General features: G+C 67.7%; 17 protein-coding genes. 8 read left to right on the plus strand and 9 right to left on the minus strand.

The window, feature by feature from the left end:
- Positions 1-135 precede the first annotated feature (135 nt).
- The 5 genes from WS51_RS05910 to WS51_RS05930 form a co-directional block, all read right to left on the minus strand.
- Positions 136-981, minus strand: coding sequence for a GNAT family N-acetyltransferase (locus WS51_RS05910; protein ID WP_069228774.1), 846 nt, complete (start codon positions 979-981; stop codon positions 136-138).
- A 122-nt stretch (positions 982-1103) separates the two neighbouring features.
- Complete coding sequence (locus WS51_RS05915; RefSeq protein WP_059545492.1) at positions 1104-1607, minus strand: periplasmic heavy metal sensor; 504 nt, start codon at positions 1605-1607, stop codon at positions 1104-1106.
- Positions 1604-2023: a hypothetical protein gene (locus WS51_RS05920; protein WP_059804954.1), complete on the minus strand. Its 420-nt coding sequence runs from the start codon at positions 2021-2023 to the stop codon at positions 1604-1606. Before WS51_RS05920 ends, WS51_RS05915 begins: the two co-directional genes overlap by 4 nt.
- Positions 2020-2763, minus strand: coding sequence for an RNA polymerase sigma factor (locus tag WS51_RS05925; RefSeq protein ID WP_081333525.1), 744 nt, complete (start codon positions 2761-2763; stop codon positions 2020-2022). Before WS51_RS05925 ends, WS51_RS05920 begins: the two co-directional genes overlap by 4 nt.
- Before the next feature lie 217 nt (positions 2764-2980).
- On the minus strand, positions 2981-3280 hold the full coding sequence (locus WS51_RS05930) for a YXWGXW repeat-containing protein (protein WP_069228775.1): 300 nt from the start codon (positions 3278-3280) through the stop codon (positions 2981-2983).
- A 295-nt stretch (positions 3281-3575) separates the two neighbouring features.
- On the opposite strand from WS51_RS05930, the gene WS51_RS05935 reads away from it, so the two are divergent.
- On the plus strand, positions 3576-5261 hold the full coding sequence (locus tag WS51_RS05935) for a purple acid phosphatase family protein (RefSeq protein WP_069229139.1): 1686 nt from the start codon (positions 3576-3578) through the stop codon (positions 5259-5261).
- Positions 5262-5455: 194 nt separating this feature from the next.
- On the opposite strand, the gene WS51_RS05940 is transcribed toward WS51_RS05935, so the two are convergent.
- Both WS51_RS05940 and WS51_RS05945 read right to left on the minus strand, forming a co-directional pair.
- Complete coding sequence (locus WS51_RS05940) at positions 5456-6088, minus strand: LysE family translocator (RefSeq protein WP_059545498.1); 633 nt, start codon at positions 6086-6088, stop codon at positions 5456-5458.
- Positions 6089-6218: 130 nt separating this feature from the next.
- Entirely contained in the window at positions 6219-7115 is an 897-nt protein-coding gene (locus WS51_RS05945; RefSeq protein ID WP_059978017.1) for a LysR family transcriptional regulator, read from the minus strand.
- Positions 7116-7451: 336 nt separating this feature from the next.
- Between WS51_RS05945 and WS51_RS05950 the strand changes: the two genes are divergently transcribed.
- From WS51_RS05950 to WS51_RS05960, 3 genes are all read left to right on the plus strand, one after another.
- Positions 7452-8300 (plus strand): sulfite exporter TauE/SafE family protein, encoded by an 849-nt coding sequence (locus WS51_RS05950; protein ID WP_059507528.1) that lies wholly within the window; start codon positions 7452-7454, stop codon positions 8298-8300.
- 75 nt (positions 8301-8375) lie between these two features.
- Positions 8376-8636, plus strand: a complete 261-nt coding sequence (locus WS51_RS05955) for a hypothetical protein (RefSeq protein ID WP_006760082.1) — start codon at positions 8376-8378, stop codon at positions 8634-8636.
- Positions 8637-8908: 272 nt separating this feature from the next.
- Positions 8909-9208, plus strand: a complete 300-nt coding sequence (locus WS51_RS05960; protein ID WP_059451231.1) for a DUF4148 domain-containing protein — start codon at positions 8909-8911, stop codon at positions 9206-9208.
- 100 nt (positions 9209-9308) lie between these two features.
- On the opposite strand, the gene WS51_RS05965 is transcribed toward WS51_RS05960, so the two are convergent.
- Both WS51_RS05965 and WS51_RS05970 read right to left on the minus strand, forming a co-directional pair.
- Positions 9309-11084, minus strand: coding sequence for a GGDEF domain-containing protein (locus WS51_RS05965; RefSeq protein ID WP_069228776.1), 1776 nt, complete (start codon positions 11082-11084; stop codon positions 9309-9311).
- Positions 11081-12205, minus strand: coding sequence for an extracellular solute-binding protein (locus WS51_RS05970; RefSeq protein ID WP_069228777.1), 1125 nt, complete (start codon positions 12203-12205; stop codon positions 11081-11083). Before WS51_RS05970 ends, WS51_RS05965 begins: the two co-directional genes overlap by 4 nt.
- Before the next feature lie 526 nt (positions 12206-12731).
- Here WS51_RS05970 and WS51_RS05975 point away from each other — a divergent pair.
- The 4 genes from WS51_RS05975 (at position 12732) to WS51_RS05990 (ending at position 17081) form a co-directional block, all read left to right on the plus strand.
- Positions 12732-14165, plus strand: a complete 1434-nt coding sequence (locus WS51_RS05975) for an aminotransferase-like domain-containing protein (RefSeq protein WP_059804967.1) — start codon at positions 12732-12734, stop codon at positions 14163-14165.
- An 83-nt stretch (positions 14166-14248) separates the two neighbouring features.
- Positions 14249-14644, plus strand: coding sequence for a hypothetical protein (locus WS51_RS05980; RefSeq protein ID WP_059792669.1), 396 nt, complete (start codon positions 14249-14251; stop codon positions 14642-14644).
- A gap of 197 nt (positions 14645-14841) precedes the next feature.
- Entirely contained in the window at positions 14842-16626 is a 1785-nt protein-coding gene (locus WS51_RS05985) for a nitrite/sulfite reductase (RefSeq protein WP_069228778.1), read from the plus strand.
- The gene (locus WS51_RS05990) at positions 16623-17081 is read left to right on the plus strand and encodes a DUF934 domain-containing protein (protein WP_059804970.1); all 459 of its coding nucleotides are present in this window, start codon (positions 16623-16625) and stop codon (positions 17079-17081) included. Before WS51_RS05985 ends, WS51_RS05990 begins: the two co-directional genes overlap by 4 nt.
- Positions 17082-17101 lie beyond the last annotated feature (20 nt).

The raw sequence follows: 17101 nt of genomic DNA on the forward strand, positions 1-17101 counted from the left end.
AGAAATCCGTCGCGGAATCGCAAAATATTTCGAGGTCGGCCCGCTGGCGTCGAATCGGCCGCTGCTTGCACGCAGCTTTCAGCGGGCATCGAGCGCTTGCGTGCGGCGCCCGATCGTCGGCCATGCTCGCGACGATTACCCCAGTTCGAACGACGTCACGCCGAACAGGCGGTCGATCGCAATCGCGGGCGCTTCCTTCGTATACATCCGCGCGGTCTCGAACACGCTCGACATCCCGTGCCCCTCCGCCAGCGCGACGGCCGCGCGATTCGTTTCCGGCACGTCGAGGACGATCATCTCGCCAGGCATGCGCGACGCCAGCGCGCGAAACAGCCCCGTGGCGACGTCGGCGTCGTCGGCAAAGAGCGGGCCGATCTTGCAGCCCGCATGGCAACGGCGCACGACACCGTATCCGGCCACGCGGCCCGCGTCGATCATCGCGAGTGCCACCGTGTCCGGCTGCGCGATCCAGACGGAAACAAAACGCTCGCGCGCCACCGGGAAGCACTGGCGATCGTAGGCAAGCAATTGCTCGAACGGAACATCGGCCGCTTCCGCCACGTGCGCGCAGCCGATGCCGCTCACGTGCCCCTGATAGCGGATGTTGCGATACGCGAGCCGGAATCCCGACTTCCCGTAATTCGCCTGCTGGGCCACGACGCCGTCCAGGCCAATGTTTCGTTCTCCAAGGTAATGGATGCCGTGCTGCCAGATGCGCATGCCCAGGCCCTTGCCGCGAAACTCCGGTTTCACGATGTACAGGCCGATGAAGCCGAAATGTTCGTCATAAGCGACTGCCGCGAGACAAGCAACCGGATCGCCACGCCAGAGGCCGACGAAAAAGCCGGCCGGATCCGCTTGCCTGAAACATTGCGCGTCGTGCAGCCCGGGATTCCAGCCTTCCGCCGCGGCCCATTCGACCGACATGGCCACGTCGCTGGCCGACATGGTGCGCACGACAAAGTCTTCGCTTCGATCCATGGTTCGTCCTTGCCGCGGCTTGCGGGATTGCCGCCTTGCGTTACGCTGAATTCATCGACGATGTGCTGCCGATCGGGCCGGCGTGAACGGCGCTTGCGCGCCGTCACCGCGCGACGAACGGGTCAGCGGTCCGTCCCGTGCCCCTGCTGCTTCTGCAATCTCGCCGGCAATCGCCAGTTCCCGCTGCGCCGCAAACCGTCGACGAACTTCGCGCGCTCGTCCGGCGTCAGCGTCGCCGCAAAATCGACGACACTGCGCTCGACTTGCGCGCGCAACGCACTGTCGGCCGCGCGCGTCCGGTCGAGCGCCGCATCGATCGCCGCGCGATCGAGCTGCGGCGCGGCCAGCAGATCGAGCACCGTGATCCGCCCGTCACGCCCTTCGCGCGCGAAATCGCGACCGTCCTTGCGTGCCGCCTTCAGCGCCGCCGCAAACTCCCGCTGACGCTCATCGGACAATCCGTCCGCCGCGAACCGCAGTGCCGTGCGCTGTCCGGGCAGCCATGCCCCGTGCAGGTCACGATGCGTCGCGAGCCACTGATACGCGCCGCCGCCGATCGCGCCGAGCATGAACACGTTCAGCACGACCGAGCCGACGAGCACGATTTTCCAGCCACGTTCGGTCATTCGTCGCCTCCGTCGATACTCGGGCCGCCGAACGTCGTCGTCAGATAGCCCGGTTCGTGTTGCACGACCGGCGCGCTGCCGAGCATCAGCATCGACACCGCCACCGCGCCCGCCAGCGCACCGGCCAGCCCGACACCCGCGAACGCCGCGCCCGACCACCACACCTTGCCCCGGCGCCGTTCACGTTGCCGCGCCGGCGCCGACGCGACGATACGTTCGACGAGCGCCGGCGCCGGCGGCGCGACCGTGTCCTGCATGAGCCATGCATCGAGCTCGGCGGCATCGTCGAGCGCCTCCAGCGCGTCGCGCGGATGCGCTTGCGCCCACGCTTCGGCCGCCGCGCGTTCGTCTTGCGGCCAGCGCCGCGCATCCGAGCCGTACGCGGCGACGATGGTACGGAATCGTTCGGGTGTCATCGCTTGTCCTCGCTAGGTGGGTCGCCGGCCAGTTGCGCGCGCAGGTTGCGCCGTGCGCGCGCGAGCAGGCTTTCCAGCGCATCGACGGTGATGCCCATCAGGTTGGCCGCTTCAAGGTTCGACATGTCCTGATAGTACTGGAGCACGAGCGCTTCCCGCTGCCTCGGCGGCAGCGCGGCGAGCGCCTCTCGCACGCGCGCGTCGCGCGAGCGCAACTCCGCGTGCGCGGCGGGCTCGGGTTGGGGGTCCGGCACGTCGGGCAACGTATCGACCGGCTCCTCGCGCCGCCCGCGCAAGCGGTCGTAGCACAGGTTCAGCACGACGCGATGCAGCCACGTATCGAAGCGCGCCTCGCCATTCCGCCAGCGCGGCGCGTGATTCCAGATCCGCACGAAGGTTTCCTGCGCGACGTCCTCGGCTTCGCTCCGGTCGCCCAGCATGCGCGTCGCGAGCGCGAGCAAGCGCGGCAGCTTGCGTGCGACGAGCACACGCACGGCCGATGCGTCGCGCGCGCCGACCCGCGCGACGAGTTCCGCGTCCGGATCGGTGCCGCTCAATGCGGGCCGCTCCGCGATGCGCGGTGCGAACGCCGCATGCTGCCGGCGACAGCGCCCGTTGTCCGGCTGAAGCTCATCGTCGTGCTCCCCTTGCATGCATCGGGCCACCGCATCGGCGACGCACGCTGCGCCGCACCAGGAACCGGCCCGGTCGATTTCGTCGAAATCCGGTTCATCCGGCATATCGATCCTGTCGATCGCGCACCTGCCGGCGCAATCAATATACGACGACCGGCGCGGGCCGGTAATACACCGGGCGCGCCGGCACCACGACGCAGCCGGCCAGCACGACGGCCGAGATCGTCAGGATCACGATGGTTCGAAAAGGCATGGCTCGATCGATGAAGTTGTGTGAAAGCCCTGCCGCGCGGCCACCGAGGGCCGCGCGACACGCTGCGCGTCACGCCCAGTGGCCCGGCACCCAGCGCCAGTTCGGGCCGCGCGCGACCCAGTGTCCGGGTATCCAGTGATAGCCGGCACGCACCACCTGCCAATGGCCCGGAATCCACACGTAGCGGCCCTGCCGCCAGTGCCAGTGACCCTGATCCCACACGTAGCCCGCGCGCGGCGCCGGCATCACTTCGACGCGCGGCGGCGGCGGTGCGACCGGTGCGACGATGACGGCCTGCGCGAATGCGGCGGATGTCGCCAGCGCAGCCACGCAACCCGCGGCAAACCGTAATGAAATGGAAAGTTTCATGCAAGACTCCGAAGCATCGTTTCCCGGCCGGAAGTGGCCGTTCATCCGTTAAACGACGCATGCGGGAAAATCCGTCGCGGCACATGCAAATAAATTTGCGCAGCGCCGGCAACGACGCGCACATTCATCGACGCGTCCGGGCCGTCCATTGATTACCGTCTGTCACAACCCGGCAAAACTGCACTTCGACAATGCCGTCACCGGGATCCCGCTCGTTTCCGGCCCACGCCCCGCACGCGCTCGCGCGCGGCCGGGCGGTTCCGCATCCCTCGTGTCATTCAACGAAAATACGATCATGTCGAACCAGGAAAACTTCCCCGCCGAATCGAACGAGCCGGCCGCTTCCGTATCGCGTCGCGGCTTCCTGAAACTGGCCGGCGTCTCCGGCCTGGCCACCGCCGCCGGCGGGCTCGCGGCCGCACGCGCCGCGGCGTCGAATCCGGACGGCACGCCCGAACAGGTGCATCTGACGTGGGGCAGCGACCCGGCGTCGGAAGTCGTGATCTCGTGGGCGTCGCTCGCGCCGGCCGTCAATCCGCGCGCGCGGATCGTCGCGGACGGCGAGCCGGCACGCACCGTGCATGGCGTGCAGCGCCTTTACACCGACGGTCTGAACGGCGAAACCGTGTTCACGTACCACGCACGCGTACATGGCCTGAAGCCGAACACCCGCTACCGCTACGAACTCACGGCCGACAACGACAGCAACGCCGCGCAGCCGTTTGCCGCGACCTTCACGACCGCGCCGCGCGGGCGCGCGCCGTTCCGCTTCACGAGCTACGGCGACCTCGCGACGCCGAATGGCGCGTGGGTGCTGTCGTCGCCGCAAAGCCGCTTCGCTGTGCAGGCGGTCGAGCAGTTCCAGCCGCTGTTCCACCTGCTGAACGGCGACCTCTGCTACGCGAACCTGAATCCGGCCCATCAACCGGAGGTGTGGCGCGACTTCGGCAACAACAACCAGACGTCGGCCGCGAACCGCCCGTGGATGCCATGCCCCGGCAATCACGAGATCGAATTCAACAACGGCCCGCAGGGGCTCGACTCGTATCTCGCGCGCTACACGCTCCCGGAGAACGGCACGCGCTTTCCGGGCCGCTGGTACAGCTTCCGCGTGAGCTCGGTGCTGTTCATCTCGCTCGACGCCGACGACGTCGTGTACCAGGATGCGGCCGCATTCGTCGGCGGCCCGAACCCGCTCGTGCCGGCCGCGAGCACCGGCCGTGCGCCGATCGAACCGGGGACGTCGTTCTACGTACGCGGCTACAGCAACGGCGAGCAGACGCGCTGGCTCGAGCACACGCTGCGCCACGCGTCGCACGATGACGACATCGACTGGATCGTCGTGCAGATGCACCAGGACGCGCTGAGTTCGTCGAAGACGGGCAACGGTTCGGACAAGGGCATCCGCGAGGCATGGCTGCCGCTGTTCGACCGCTACGGCGTCGACCTCGTGCTGTGCGGCCACGATCACGACTACGAGCGCAGCTACCCGGTGCGCGGTTGCAATCACCGCGCGGGCGTCGATGCGTCGACCGGCGAAGTCGTCGAGACACTGCAGCCGCGTCCGGTCGGGGCGACCGACCCGAACAGCACGACGTTCGACACGAGCCACGGCACGATCCACCTGATTCTCGGCGGCGGCGGCACCAGTGCGCCGCTCGACGTGTACGGCGAGAATCCGGCGACGGGCTTTGCGCAGGCCAAGGTCTTCACGAAACCGAACCGGCCGGTGCCGGGCACCGCGCCGAACACGTTCGTGCGCAAGCCGGCCGACGCGCTCGAGGATGCGATCTGGTCCGCACGCCGCGATACGGGCACGGGTTACGGGATTGCCGTGTTCGACCACGATCCGGGCGAGCCGGACGGCCACACGACGATCACGATGCGCTACTACCACGCGCCGGGTGCGGATCAGCAACCGACCGCGCAGTACGAGCTGTTCGAGACGATCGAGCTGAGCAAGAAGCGCGGCAAGCGCTGATGCGACGGCCGCCCGCGGCGCGCGATCGCGCGGCGGGCGGCTGAGGTCGGCGCGCGCGCGACATCTCGCGTGACGCACGCCACCCGGTTTCCGGTACGACGAAGCGACTGACGCGGATCGCGCGGAGCCGGCTCATCCGCCGAACGTTGCATGCGCATCGATACGTCGCTCGCCCCGCAAGCGATCTTCCCTGGCTACCCGCGCGACTCGAACGCGATACGCACGGCCAGTGCGGCCAGCACGGTGCCCATCAACCACCGCTGCACGCGCGCCCAGACGGGCCGGCCAGCCAGAAACGCCGCGATCGAGCCGGCCATGCTCGCGATCAGCGCGTTGACGCTGACGCTCACCGCGATCTGCACGCAGCCGAGTGCCAGCGATTGCGCGAGCACGCTGCCGTGCCCCGGCGAAATGAACTGCGGCAGCAGCGACAGATACATCACCGCAATCTTCGGATTCGCGAGATTGGTGACGAAGCCCATCGTGAAGAGCCGCGCGCCGCTGTCGTGCGGCAACTCCCGGACCTGAAACGCCGAGCGCCCGCCCGGCCTGAGCGCCTGCCACGCGAGATACGCCAGGTACAGCGCCCCGGCGAAACGCAGTGCGTCATACGCGTACGGCACGGTCAGCACCAGCGCGGTGATGCCGAACGCCGCGCTGAACATGTAGAACACGAACCCCAGCGCGACGCCACCGAGCGACACCAACCCCGCGCGGCGACCCTGGCAGATCGAGCGCGAAATCAGGTAGATCATGTTCGGGCCGGGCGTCAGGACCATCCCGAGCGACACGAGTCCGAAGGCAATCAGGGTGGGCATGGCCGGCACGGCGGTCTCCTTCGACGCAGTGAAATCAGGGCGAGGAACCACAATGTATTGCATGTCGACCACCGCCGGCATGAATAAACTGCAAGTGCCCCATGAACGCGCTTCATCGCCGCATCGAGCTGCCGATGCGCTACCGGGCCTTTTTCGTGCGCGCCTGAATTGCCTTGCCCGCCTTCGCGCGCTGCGCGTCGACCAGCTTCACGAACGCATCTGCGACCGCATTGCCGGTCGTGTTCCACGACAGCCGCACGGACCGTTGCAATCTGGGCGACAGCTCCAGCACCCGGCCGCCGAACCGGGTGTAGGTGAGCGTGATGCGCGGGACGATCGACACGCCCATTCCCGCCTCCGCCATCGACAGGATGGTCCGCATCTCGACCACATTGAACGCGGCGCGAAGCGATGCACCGTTGCGCGCGAAGTAATCCTCGATGACGGGCCCGCAACCCGCCTTCGAGAAAATGAACGGCATCGTGGACAACCGTTTCGCGGACACGCTCTTGCGGCCGTCGAACGCGCCGTCCGCCGCCACGGCGACGAAATCCTCGTCGAGCAGCGGCAGATTGTTCGCGAAGGTTTTCGTTCCGGCGACCACGCCGACGTCGGCGGTGCCGTCGTCGAGCCATCCTTCGACCTCCGCGTCCGTGCCTTCGAGCAGTACCGCCGTCACGCCCTCATGCGCCGCCTTCAACGCCTCGAGCGCGGGTACGACGAATGCGAGCGACACGCTCGGCAGCGACGCGACCACCAGCCGCCCTTCGAGCTTGCCGCGCGACAGGCTGAACTGCTGCCGCAGTGTCTGCGCTTCGCGAACCACGTTCTGCACGTACGGCCACAGGCGTTCGCCCGCAGCGGTCAGGACGACCGGCTGGCGGTCGCGCAACAGCAGCTTGACCTCGGTGATGTCCTCCAGTTCGGTCAACGCGTGACTGATCGCGGATTGACTGCGGCTCAACCGCTCGGCCGCGGCCGTCAGCGACCCGAGTTCGACCACGGCCGCCAGGGCCTGCAACTGTGCAAGCGTCATCTCGCCTCCTTGTTTCGGTCCATGTATTTTTCACATGATAGAGCGATGCATCATGAATAGTGCTCAAGCACTCCAACGATATTCCACAGGCACGGTCACGCGCCCGGTGCCTCGCGCCGCGCTCGGGTAAGATGCAGCCTCGAACGGTGTCGAACGAGTCGCTTTGGCGCGCACAGGCCTGCGCCGGCGCGTCGAAACCGGCCCGTCGAATCCCGATGGCGGACGACGCAACCATCGGCCGGTTCGCCCCAAAAACCCACAACGGCGTGCGCGGTCGCGTGCACCGGTACCGGAAGCCGTCGATCGGCTCGCCGCCCATGTCTCGACCTGTTTCCAATGACTCATCTCGATCTGACTGAAGGTGTGTTGGTTTCCAGCCTGCACGGGCTTGCGCTGCTCGATCTGATCGGCATCGCGGTCGCGCTGTTGCTCGGCGGGATGGTCAAGGGAATCACGGGCATCGGCGTTCCGCTGGTGGCGATGCCGATCCTGAGCCAGTTCCTGCCCATCCGACAGGCAGTGCTGCTGCTGTCGATGCCGATCATCCTCGGCAACATCCCGCAGGCGCTCGAAGGCGGCGAGGTACTCGCAACCGCGCGCAAGATCGCCGCACCGATCGCAGGCACCGTCCTCGGCAACGTCGCCGGCGTCGCGATCCTCCTGTCGCTGAACGCGGGCCACGCACAGGCCGCGTCGGGCGCGCTGCTGATCGTCGCCGCGGCACTGATGTTGAGCGCGCCGAAGCTGAACCTGCCGGCGGCATGGCAAAAGCCGGTCGGGTTCGCGCTCGGATTCGGCGCCGCATTGATGGAGAGCATTGCGTCGGTGCCGGGGCCGTTGCTGGCCACCTATCTGATTTCATCCGGGGCGACCGGCCGCGCGTTTACGAAGCAGATCGCGATCATCCTCGTGGTATCGATCGTCACGCTGATCACGACGTTCAGCGGCGCCGCGCACGCGAGCGTCGCCGACCTCGCGATTTCGGCGGCTGCCAGCGTGCCCGCCATCGCCGGCATGTGGCTCGTGCGCCCGCTGCGGGACAGGATGTCGCCGCGCGTGTTCCGGACCGTCGTCCTGCTGTTCGTGCTCGTGGCCGCATCGCAGATGATCTGGAAGTCGGGCGTCTTCCGGCACGCGGCAGCGCCCGCCGGGCAGATCGGCGGCCCGCACGCCAACGCGAAATGACGTCGGCCGCCCGCCGGCCGGGCACGGTCCGTTCCCCCTTCGGTCCGAATTCGCAAGACGCGTTAGACTGTTCGCATGGAACAATGCCGTTATTGCCAGAGAATCCGCGATGAATGGGATTGCCACGGGGACGAATGCCGCCGGGCAATCGCGAAGGCACTGCGCCGGCAGCGCGCGGGCCTGCCGATGGTGCCAGATCGCATCCGCAACGAGCTGCCGTCCGGCGCGCCGACCCAGCAGGTGATCGCCGTCCTGTCGCGGCAGCGGCTGCGCGCCCGCCGCGGCAACGAGGAACGCCGCGAGCGCAAGGAAATCGACGACGCCGACGGCGTCTGATCCGGCAACGCCCTCCGCCATGCCCGCCTGCCGGCGCTCGCCGTCGGGCGCCTGCCCGTGCGCGGCGCCTTGCCGGCGCCCTCCGATATCGATCTGTCATTCCCGCAACACAAGACAGGGCCGGATCGACTTTTCCGGCCGGATTATTACCTGGGCCGCAACGATCTTTCGTCGGAATCCACGTTTACCCTTAAGCACCCGACGCCTACGATGTAATCAATCGCTTACGACATGGTGTCGCCGGCGAACCCAATAGAACATCGGAGGTCATCATGAAATCGCTCGTTTCCGCAGTCGTTGCAGCCGTTGCCCTGTCCGCTTCGTTCGGCGCATTCGCCCAAAGCACCGTGACCCGCGCACAAGTGCGCAACGAACTCGTCCAGCTCGAAAACGCCGGCTACAAGCCGAGCCAGTCGAGCCCGTATTACCCGGCCGACATCCAGGCCGCTCAAGCACGCGTACACGGCGCAGATGCCAGCGGCTACGGCGCGCAACCGGCCCCGGTCGTCCAGGGCGGCGCACCGGCAGCCAAGGTGCAGAACGCGCGCGACTCGGTCTACTTCGGCCATTGAGTCCGCCGCTGCGCGCATCGCGCGCAGTCCGCCAGGATCCGGCGAGCCCGTCCCGTGACGGGCTCGTCGCGTTTACGCCGCACGCACGGCCTGCCCGCCGTCAACGGCCGCCCTCCGCTGCCATGCCGGCGCCCGCATCCGCTGCGATGCCCCCGCGCAACAACTCCTGGTAGCGCACGCACGCGCACTGCGCGGACGCCTTCGCCGCATACATCGCCGCGTCGGCCTTCACCAGCAGCTCCTCGGCCGACGCGCCATCGGCCGGATACTCGCTGACGCCGATGCTCGCGCCCACGGCCAGATGGCGTTCGCCGAACTCCAGTTGCTCGGCCATCACGATCTGGATACGCGATGCGATATCGCCGATCACGTCGGGCGACCGCACGTCCGAAATCAGCACGATGAATTCGTCACCGCCGAGCCGCGCGGCCATGTCGCCGCTGCGCAGCACGAGGTTCAGCCGTTTCGCGACGGCGACGAGCGTGCGATCGCCTGCCGCGTGTCCGTGCTGGTCGTTGATTTGCTTGAAGCGGTCGAGATCGACGAACATCACCGCCAGCCCCTCGCGCACGGCGGCCGCATGCCGGATCGCGGCCTCGAGGCGCTCCATGAACAACAGGCGGTTCGGCAGGCCGGTCAATGGATCGTGACCGGCGAGGTGCGTGAGCTCCAGTTGCTTCGCGCGCAGCATCGCGACCTGCGTGCGGATTTCCACGCGCATGCTGTCGAAACAGCGCGCCAGCACGCCGATCTCGTCGGCCCGCGCAACGGGCAGTCGTTCGGCGGCCGGATCGTCGAACACGTGGGTCGCCGCGCGCGCGAGCGTCTGCAACGGGCTCGTGATCGCACGCGCGAACAGGATCGCGAGAATCACCGCCGCGAGGCTCATCAGGAACACCATCCGGATGATCCGTCCGCCGAGAATCCCCGCGGGCGCCAGCACATCCGTGAGCGGACGCGCCATGCCGAGCACGACGAAGCGGTTGCCCTCGTTGTTGCCGAACGGCGTGCGCACGAACGCGAACATCTGGCCCGGCACGTCGTCGGGCTGCGCGAGACCGTTCAGCGTCACATTCGTGCGCGCGCCGACGAACAGCAGACGCGTGCCGGGAAAGCGATCCTGCATCAGCACGCGCCGGCCGCGATCGAAGCCGAACGCCTGCGACGGGTCCGGGTGCACGAGGAAGTCGCCCCACTCGTTCGCGAGAAACACCGCGTAGTCCTGCGGCAGGTCGCGCTCGAGCCGATCGAACATGCGCGACAGATCGACGTCGACGACCAGTGCGCCGACCACCGTACCGGCCGGGTCGACGACCGGCGTGCCCACGCGCAGGATCGGCAGCCCTTCGGCCGCATGCGCGCCGGTCTCGTGATTGACCACGATCGGCGACAGGTAGATATGACCGGGTGCCGTCGCGAGCGTACCGAATACGTAGGAAAACTGTCCTTTTTCCTGGAACGCACGCTCCGGCAACACGACGATGCCACGCGCGTCGCGATCGACGCGAATCCGCTCGAGCCCGAAATCGCCGCGCGCGATCAGCCGGATCTGCAGGTACTCGGGGTGGTTCTTCATGAAGCTGTAATAGACGCGCTCGAGCCGCGAGCGCGGCGCGCGATCGGTGCCGCCGCCGCTCGCGACGAGCGCGGCCGACGGCAATTGCGCGAGCACGAGTGCATCGTCGGCCACGTCGGCCAACGCGGTCGTGAAGCGCTGCGCGAGCAATTGCGTCGACATCAGCAGGCTGTGCTGGGCTTCCTGCACGAGCATCGTCCGGTTCGCGCGGTAGGTGTAGTAGCCGGTCGAGCCGGATGCGATCACGCCGATGCATGCGAACAGCACCGACAGCTTCGACGTGATCCCGAGCCTGATCATTTGTCGAACCGCTCCGGCCGATCGCCCGATACGATGCGGCTCCACAGCGACTCGCGCCGCGCGATGTCCTCGACCGGCTGGATCCACACCAGATGCTGGTGGCCGGACTCGAGACCGGGCGGCGGCTCGAGCGTATTCGCGAGCCCCTGGCGTTTGGTCAGCAGCGCGCCGATCGCCGGTTCGAGCATGTAGTTGATCCAGGCGAACGCGAGCTCGGGCCGCTCCGCACCGCGCGTGACACCCCAGCAGTCGAGCCACGCGAGTGCGCCCTCGTCCGGAATCACGTAGCCGACGTCCGCACCGGCGCGACGCAGTTGTTCGACCTGCTGCGTGCCGTAGTTGCCGAACATCAGCGCCGCGCGATGCTGGACGAACAGCGCGGTCGCCTCTTCAGGAAGCGTGTAATACGTGAGCAGGTTGCGTCGCAGATCGACGAGCTTGTGCGCGACGGCAAGCGTTTGCGCGGGCGACAGGTGGAAGGGGTCGCGATAGCCGAGCGCGAGCGCGGTGAACGAAAAATTATGCTGCGCGCTGTTGAAGTCGAGCACCTTCCCGCGATAACGCGGATTCCACAATTCCAGCATCGAGCGCGGCGCGGCCGGCACCTGCTTGCGATCGTAGATCAATCCCATCGACGAATACGTGAACGGAATCGCGTAGGTCGAGCCGTTGTGCAGGAGTCCACCGATCGTTGCGAGCTGCTGGAAATTCGGCAGTTGCCGGCGACGATTGGGAACCTGGGACAGGTCGATCGGACTGAGCAGGCCGTCGCGCGCATAGCGCTGGATCTCCGCCGTGTTGGCCGCGAGCACGTCGTACGGTGGCGGCGACGCACTGTGCATGCGCGTCCACAATGCTTCGTCGGAATCGACGAACGTCACTTCGACGCGTACGTGGAATTGCGTCTCAAATGCATTGACGACATCGTTGTCCGCATAGCCGGGCCAAGCGAGGATACGCAGTACGCTGTCGTTGACGGCCTCGGGAGGAGCGGCACATGCCGGCAGGCACTGCAGGCCGAGCGTCAGGATGACAAGCAACCGGCACACGGCCCGGCGCGCATGCCGGCGCATGCCGATTCCCCTGATCAATCGGTCCTCGCCCGAGTTCCCCGTATGCATTCGACTGTCCTTTGTCGAGTCGATGCGTGAGCTTGAAACAAGACCACAAAAAATATCGCCGCGCAATTGGAAGATGCCGCACGCACGCCGCGTGCGGCTTCATTCGAAACGCGTGATGCGTGTCCGCGTTCGACCGCATGTCTGCGCACGCGCGCACGAAGAATCGTCAGGGGAAAGACATGACTCGGCGTGTGCGGGTTTCGGTTGCAGCTACGTCAACACGTCAACACGCTGCATGCGCCACGCACGCCTTCGACTCGTTCAGCACGATCGCGCGACGCAGGTCGCACGTTGCATGATGTCGCCATCATCCGCACGCACGTGCGTCGCACCGTCGCATGCGCATCGGCACCACGCCGCGTGAACGCCTTGAGCGCCGCGATCACGCGCGACCATCGCCACGAACGCGCGAACAGCCGAGGCCCTCACTCTTTTCTTTTCGGGCCGCCCGTCGGACAATGGCCGGCCCCGCCGGCACGGCGCCGCACCGGCCCGCGCGCGGCGCACGCCTGCTCCATCCGCGCCGATGAAACGCTACGAAACCCTCGCCCATACGATCGCCGACGAAATCCGCAACGGCAACCTCGCGGCCGGCACGCGCCTGCCGTCGCTGCGCCAGATCATCGCGCAGCATGGCGTGAGCCAGTCGACGGTGTTTCGCGCGTACTACCTGCTCGAACAGTGGGGGCTGATCCGCGCGCGCGAACGCTCCGGCTATTACGTCGCGCCGGGTGCGGGCGCGGCCGCGAACCCGCCTGCGCAACGCCGCGCGCGCCGCGCCGGCGCCACGCGCAAGGTCGACATCAGCGATCTCGTGTTCTCGGTGCTCGACGCCGCGACGCAACCCGGCATCGTGCCGCTCGGCTCCGCGTTCCCCGCGCCGCAGCTGTTTCCGCTGCCGCGCCTCGCGAAATCGCTCGCGCAGGCGACGCGCGTCGTCAGCCCGTGGAGCACGGTCGTCGATCTGCCGCCCGGCAACGAGGCGCTGCGCCAGCAGATCGCGCGGCGCTATCTGGCAACCGGCGTCGCGCAACCCGTCGACGAGATCGTCGTCACGAACGGCGCGCTGGAAGCGCTGAACCTGTGCCTGATGGCGGTCACGCGGCCCGGCGACGTCGTCGCGGTCGAGTCGCCCGGCTTCTATGCGGCGCTGCAGGCGATCGAGCGGCTCGACCTGCGTGCGGTCGAGATTCCGGTCGATCCGCGCACGGGCCTCGATCTCGATGCGCTCGCGAACGCGCTCGACCGGCACGACATCCGCGCGTGCTGGTTCATGACCAATTTCCAGAATCCGACCGGTGTCACGCTGTCGCTCGACAAGAAGCGCGCGCTCGTGGAAATGCTGGCCGCGCGCGAGGTGCCGCTGATCGAGGACGATGTGTATGGCGAGCTGCATTTCGGCCCCGACTACCCGCTGCCCGCGCGCGCCTTCGACCGCCATGGCCTCGTGATGCACTGCAGCTCGTTCTCGAAGACGCTCGCGCCCGGCTACCGGATCGGCTGGGCCGCCGCCGGCCGGTTCGCCGAGAAGGTGCAGCGGCTAAAGCTGATGACCACGCTGTCGGCCAGCATTCCCGCGCAAGCCGGCATCGCGAACTATCTGGAGCACGGCGGCTACGATCGCCATCTGCGCAAGCTGCGCGGCGCATTGCAGACGCAGCTCGCCCGCATGGACGACGCGTTGCGGCGCTGGTTGCCGGCCGGCGTCGAGTGGGTGCGGCCGGACGGCGGGTATTTTCTGTGGCTGTCGTTTCCCGATGCGATCGATGCGATGGAACTGCACCGCCAGGCGATCGCGCGCGGCATCAGCTTCGCGCCGGGGCCGCTGTTCTCGGCCGCGCACGGCTTCGAGCGCTGCGTGCGCGTGAACTTCGGCCATCCGTGGAACCGCGACATCGAACGCGCGATCCGCGTGCTCGGTGAACTCGTCGCCGAACCGGCGGTGCGCAAGGCCGGGTGAACCGCACGCAAGCACGCTGCTGCCGTGCAGCCGATGCACATACGGGTTACATTGCACGTCCCTTCGCCCCGTCTCGCCATCCCATGAGCGCATTGCCCTACCTCGATCACGCCGCACTGCTGACGCTCGCCGCCGAAGCCGCCGGCGTCACGCAACCGTGCATCTGCACGAAGACATCGCTTGCCGGCTGGACGAGCCTGCCGCTGTCGCTGCAAGATACGCAGCTCGTCGAAGTGGCGACGCTCGCGCCGCCCGACGACCCCGAACCGCGCTACGACGAATTCCATCCGGCCGGTACGCGCTACGGGTCGGACGACGCACCGATCGCACCGCGCCACTTTCCGTACAACCGCTGCAACGTCAGCCGCTGCGTGTCGTGCGGCCGGCTGTTCCTGCGCTACCAGGAAGGCGGCGGCTACTTCATCGACCAGCGCATCCGCGCGCTCGATCCGGCGTTGATCGTCGACGCGCAAGCCTGAACCCGACGCGGGCATGCGCAACGCATGCCCGAGCGCCGCCGGCGCATCGCCGATCTGCTGCGCCCTTTTCGTGCCGAACTGCTGCTTGTCCCGCCGCCGCGCGTTCCCTACGCTGTCTCCGGTTGCCCGACACCCGTCGCAACGTCCCCTCCCGAGCGGCGCGCCCCTGCGCCGCCGCTCCTCTCGCGTATCACGTCATGTACCGATATACCGATTTCGACCGGGCGCTCGTGCGCAGCCGCGCCGCCCAGTTCCGCGACCAGCTCGAACGCTGGCAGCACGGCACGCTGAGCGAGGATGCGTTCCGGCCGTTGCGCCTGCAGAACGGCTGGTACGTTCAACGCCATGCGCCGATGCTGCGCGTGGCCGTGCCGTACGGCGAACTGTCGAGCGCGCAGCTTCGCGTGCTTGCCCGGATCGCGCGCGATTACGACGTGCCGGACGATGCCACCTATCGCGCCGCCTGCGACGCGCAGGCGCTGCTCGGCACGCTGCGCCTGCCGACGCGCAACGCGCACTTCACGACCCGCACCAACGTGCAGTTCAACTGGATTCCGCTCGCGAAGGCGGCCGACGTGATGGACCTGCTCGCGACCGTCGACATGCACGGGATCCAGACGAGCGGTAATTGCATCCGCAACATTTCATGCGACGAGCGCGCGGGCGTCGCGCCGGACGAAATTGCCGATCCGCGTCCGTTCGCCGAGGTGATGCGCCAGTGGACGACACTGCATCCGGAATTCGCGTTCCTGCCGCGCAAGTTCAAGATCGCGATCACCGGCGCGGCCGAGGACCGCGCGGCGACCGACTGGCACGACGTCGGGCTGAAGCTCGTGCGCAGCGACGCGGGCGAACTCGGCTTTCGCGTAAGCGTCGGCGGCGGCATGGGCCGCACGCCGACGATCGCGACGGTGCTGCGCGCGTTTCTCCCGTGGCAACACGTGATGAACTACATCGAGGCGATCGTGCGCGTCTACAATCGCTACGGCCGGCGCGACAACAAGTACAAGGCGCGCATCAAGATTCTCGTGAAGAGCGAGGGCCAGCGCTACGTCGACGACGTCGAGGAAGAATTTCGCCAGATCGTCGAGCATGACGGCGGCCCGCATACGATCCCGCAGGCCGAATTCGACCGCATCGCGGCATCCTTCGTGCCGCCGCGCGCCGCGCCGCGCGCGCTCGACCTGGAGGATGTCGAAACGCGCATGGCCGCGCAGGCCACTCGTCATCCGGCCTTCGCGCGCTGGCTCGCGCGCAATGTCGCGTTGCACCGCGACCCGGCACTGAGGATCGTCACGCTGTCGTTCAAGCGTCGCCTGCAGGCGCCCGGCGACGCATCGCCAGAACAGCTCGATGCGCTCGCCGCACTCGCGGACCGCTTCTCGTGCGGCGAGGCGCGCGTCACGCATGCGCAGAACGTGGTACTGCCGTGGGTGCACGTCGACGACCTCTTCCTGCTGTGGGAACGCGCGCGCGCGACCGGTCTCGCCAGCGCGAACGTCGGACTCCTGACCGACATGATCGCGTGCCCCGGCGGCGATTTCTGCGCGCTCGCGAACGCGCGCTCGATCCCGATCGCCGACGCGATCGCCGAACGATTCCAGGATCTCGACATGCTGCACGATATCGGCGACATCGACCTGCATATCAGCGGCTGCATCAACTCGTGCGGCCACCATCACAGCGGGCACATCGGCATCCTCGGCGTCGACAAGGACGGCGCCGAGTGGTACCAGGTGACGCTCGGCGGCTCGGACGGCTCCACCTCGAGCGGCCCCGCCCGGCCGGGCAAGGTGATCGGCCCGTCGTTCTCGGCGGACGAGATCGTCGATGTCGTCGACGCGCTCGTCAACGTCTATCTCGACGCACGGCTCGACGCCGACGGCCGCGCCGAACGATTCATCGACACGGTGCGCCGCATCGGCGCCGAGCCGTTCAAGGCTGCGGCGAACGACGCACGTCACCACGCGGAGCATGCATGAACCCGACCGACGAAAAAGCGAACAACGGCGCGAACGCACGCATCCGGTTGCTGACACCGGCCGAACACGCCGACGACGCCAACTCGCACGACCCGGCGACGCTCGCGACGCTGGCGATCGGCAACGACGAGGAACTGGCGCCGCTCGCCGGCCGGATCGCGCAGGCCGCGCGCATCGACCTGCACTTCCCGTCCTTCACCGACGGCCGCGCGTACAGCCAGGCGTATCTGCTGCGCAAGCGCTTCGGCTTCACCGGCGACCTGCGCGCGACGGGCGACGTGCTGATCGACCAGCTGCTGCTGATGGCGCGCACCGGGTTTTCGAGCGCGGTGCTCGCCGCCGATGCCGATCTCGCGGCCGCGCACCGTCAGCTCGACCGCTTTCCCGGCTTCTACCAGCGCGACGCGAGCACGCCGTCGCGGCGACAGGACGCGGCGCTGCCGACGGAACAATGAAAAACGGGCGGCCAACAGGC

The sequence above is a fragment of the Burkholderia territorii genome, assembly GCF_001718335.1.
Classification (GTDB): Bacteria; Pseudomonadota; Gammaproteobacteria; order Burkholderiales; family Burkholderiaceae; genus Burkholderia; species Burkholderia territorii.

Bases quoted from the DNA above. Each gene is read 5' to 3' on its own strand.
- WS51_RS05910 (WP_069228774.1), bottom strand. From the start codon at position 981: ATGGATCGAAGCGAAGACTTTGTCGTGCGCACCATGTCGGCCAGCGAC.
- WS51_RS05915 (WP_059545492.1), bottom strand. From the start codon at position 1,607: ATGACCGAACGTGGCTGGAAAATCGTGCTCGTCGGCTCGGTCGTGCTG.
- WS51_RS05920 (WP_059804954.1), bottom strand. From the start codon at position 2,023: ATGACACCCGAACGATTCCGTACCATCGTCGCCGCGTACGGCTCGGAT.
- WS51_RS05925 (WP_081333525.1), bottom strand. From the start codon at position 2,763: ATGCCGGATGAACCGGATTTCGACGAAATCGACCGGGCCGGTTCCTGG.
- WS51_RS05930 (WP_069228775.1), bottom strand. From the start codon at position 3,280: ATGAAACTTTCCATTTCATTACGGTTTGCCGCGGGTTGCGTGGCTGCG.
- WS51_RS05935 (WP_069229139.1), top strand. From the start codon at position 3,576: ATGTCGAACCAGGAAAACTTCCCCGCCGAATCGAACGAGCCGGCCGCT.
- WS51_RS05945 (WP_059978017.1), bottom strand. From the start codon at position 7,115: ATGACGCTTGCACAGTTGCAGGCCCTGGCGGCCGTGGTCGAACTCGGG.
- WS51_RS05950 (WP_059507528.1), top strand. From the start codon at position 7,452: ATGACTCATCTCGATCTGACTGAAGGTGTGTTGGTTTCCAGCCTGCAC.
- WS51_RS05955 (WP_006760082.1), top strand. From the start codon at position 8,376: ATGGAACAATGCCGTTATTGCCAGAGAATCCGCGATGAATGGGATTGC.
- WS51_RS05960 (WP_059451231.1), top strand. From the start codon at position 8,909: ATGAAATCGCTCGTTTCCGCAGTCGTTGCAGCCGTTGCCCTGTCCGCT.
- WS51_RS05965 (WP_069228776.1), bottom strand. From the start codon at position 11,084: ATGATCAGGCTCGGGATCACGTCGAAGCTGTCGGTGCTGTTCGCATGC.
- WS51_RS05970 (WP_069228777.1), bottom strand. From the start codon at position 12,205: ATGCATACGGGGAACTCGGGCGAGGACCGATTGATCAGGGGAATCGGC.
- WS51_RS05975 (WP_059804967.1), top strand. From the start codon at position 12,732: ATGAAACGCTACGAAACCCTCGCCCATACGATCGCCGACGAAATCCGC.
- WS51_RS05980 (WP_059792669.1), top strand. From the start codon at position 14,249: ATGAGCGCATTGCCCTACCTCGATCACGCCGCACTGCTGACGCTCGCC.
- WS51_RS05985 (WP_069228778.1), top strand. From the start codon at position 14,842: ATGTACCGATATACCGATTTCGACCGGGCGCTCGTGCGCAGCCGCGCC.
- WS51_RS05990 (WP_059804970.1), top strand. From the start codon at position 16,623: ATGAACCCGACCGACGAAAAAGCGAACAACGGCGCGAACGCACGCATC.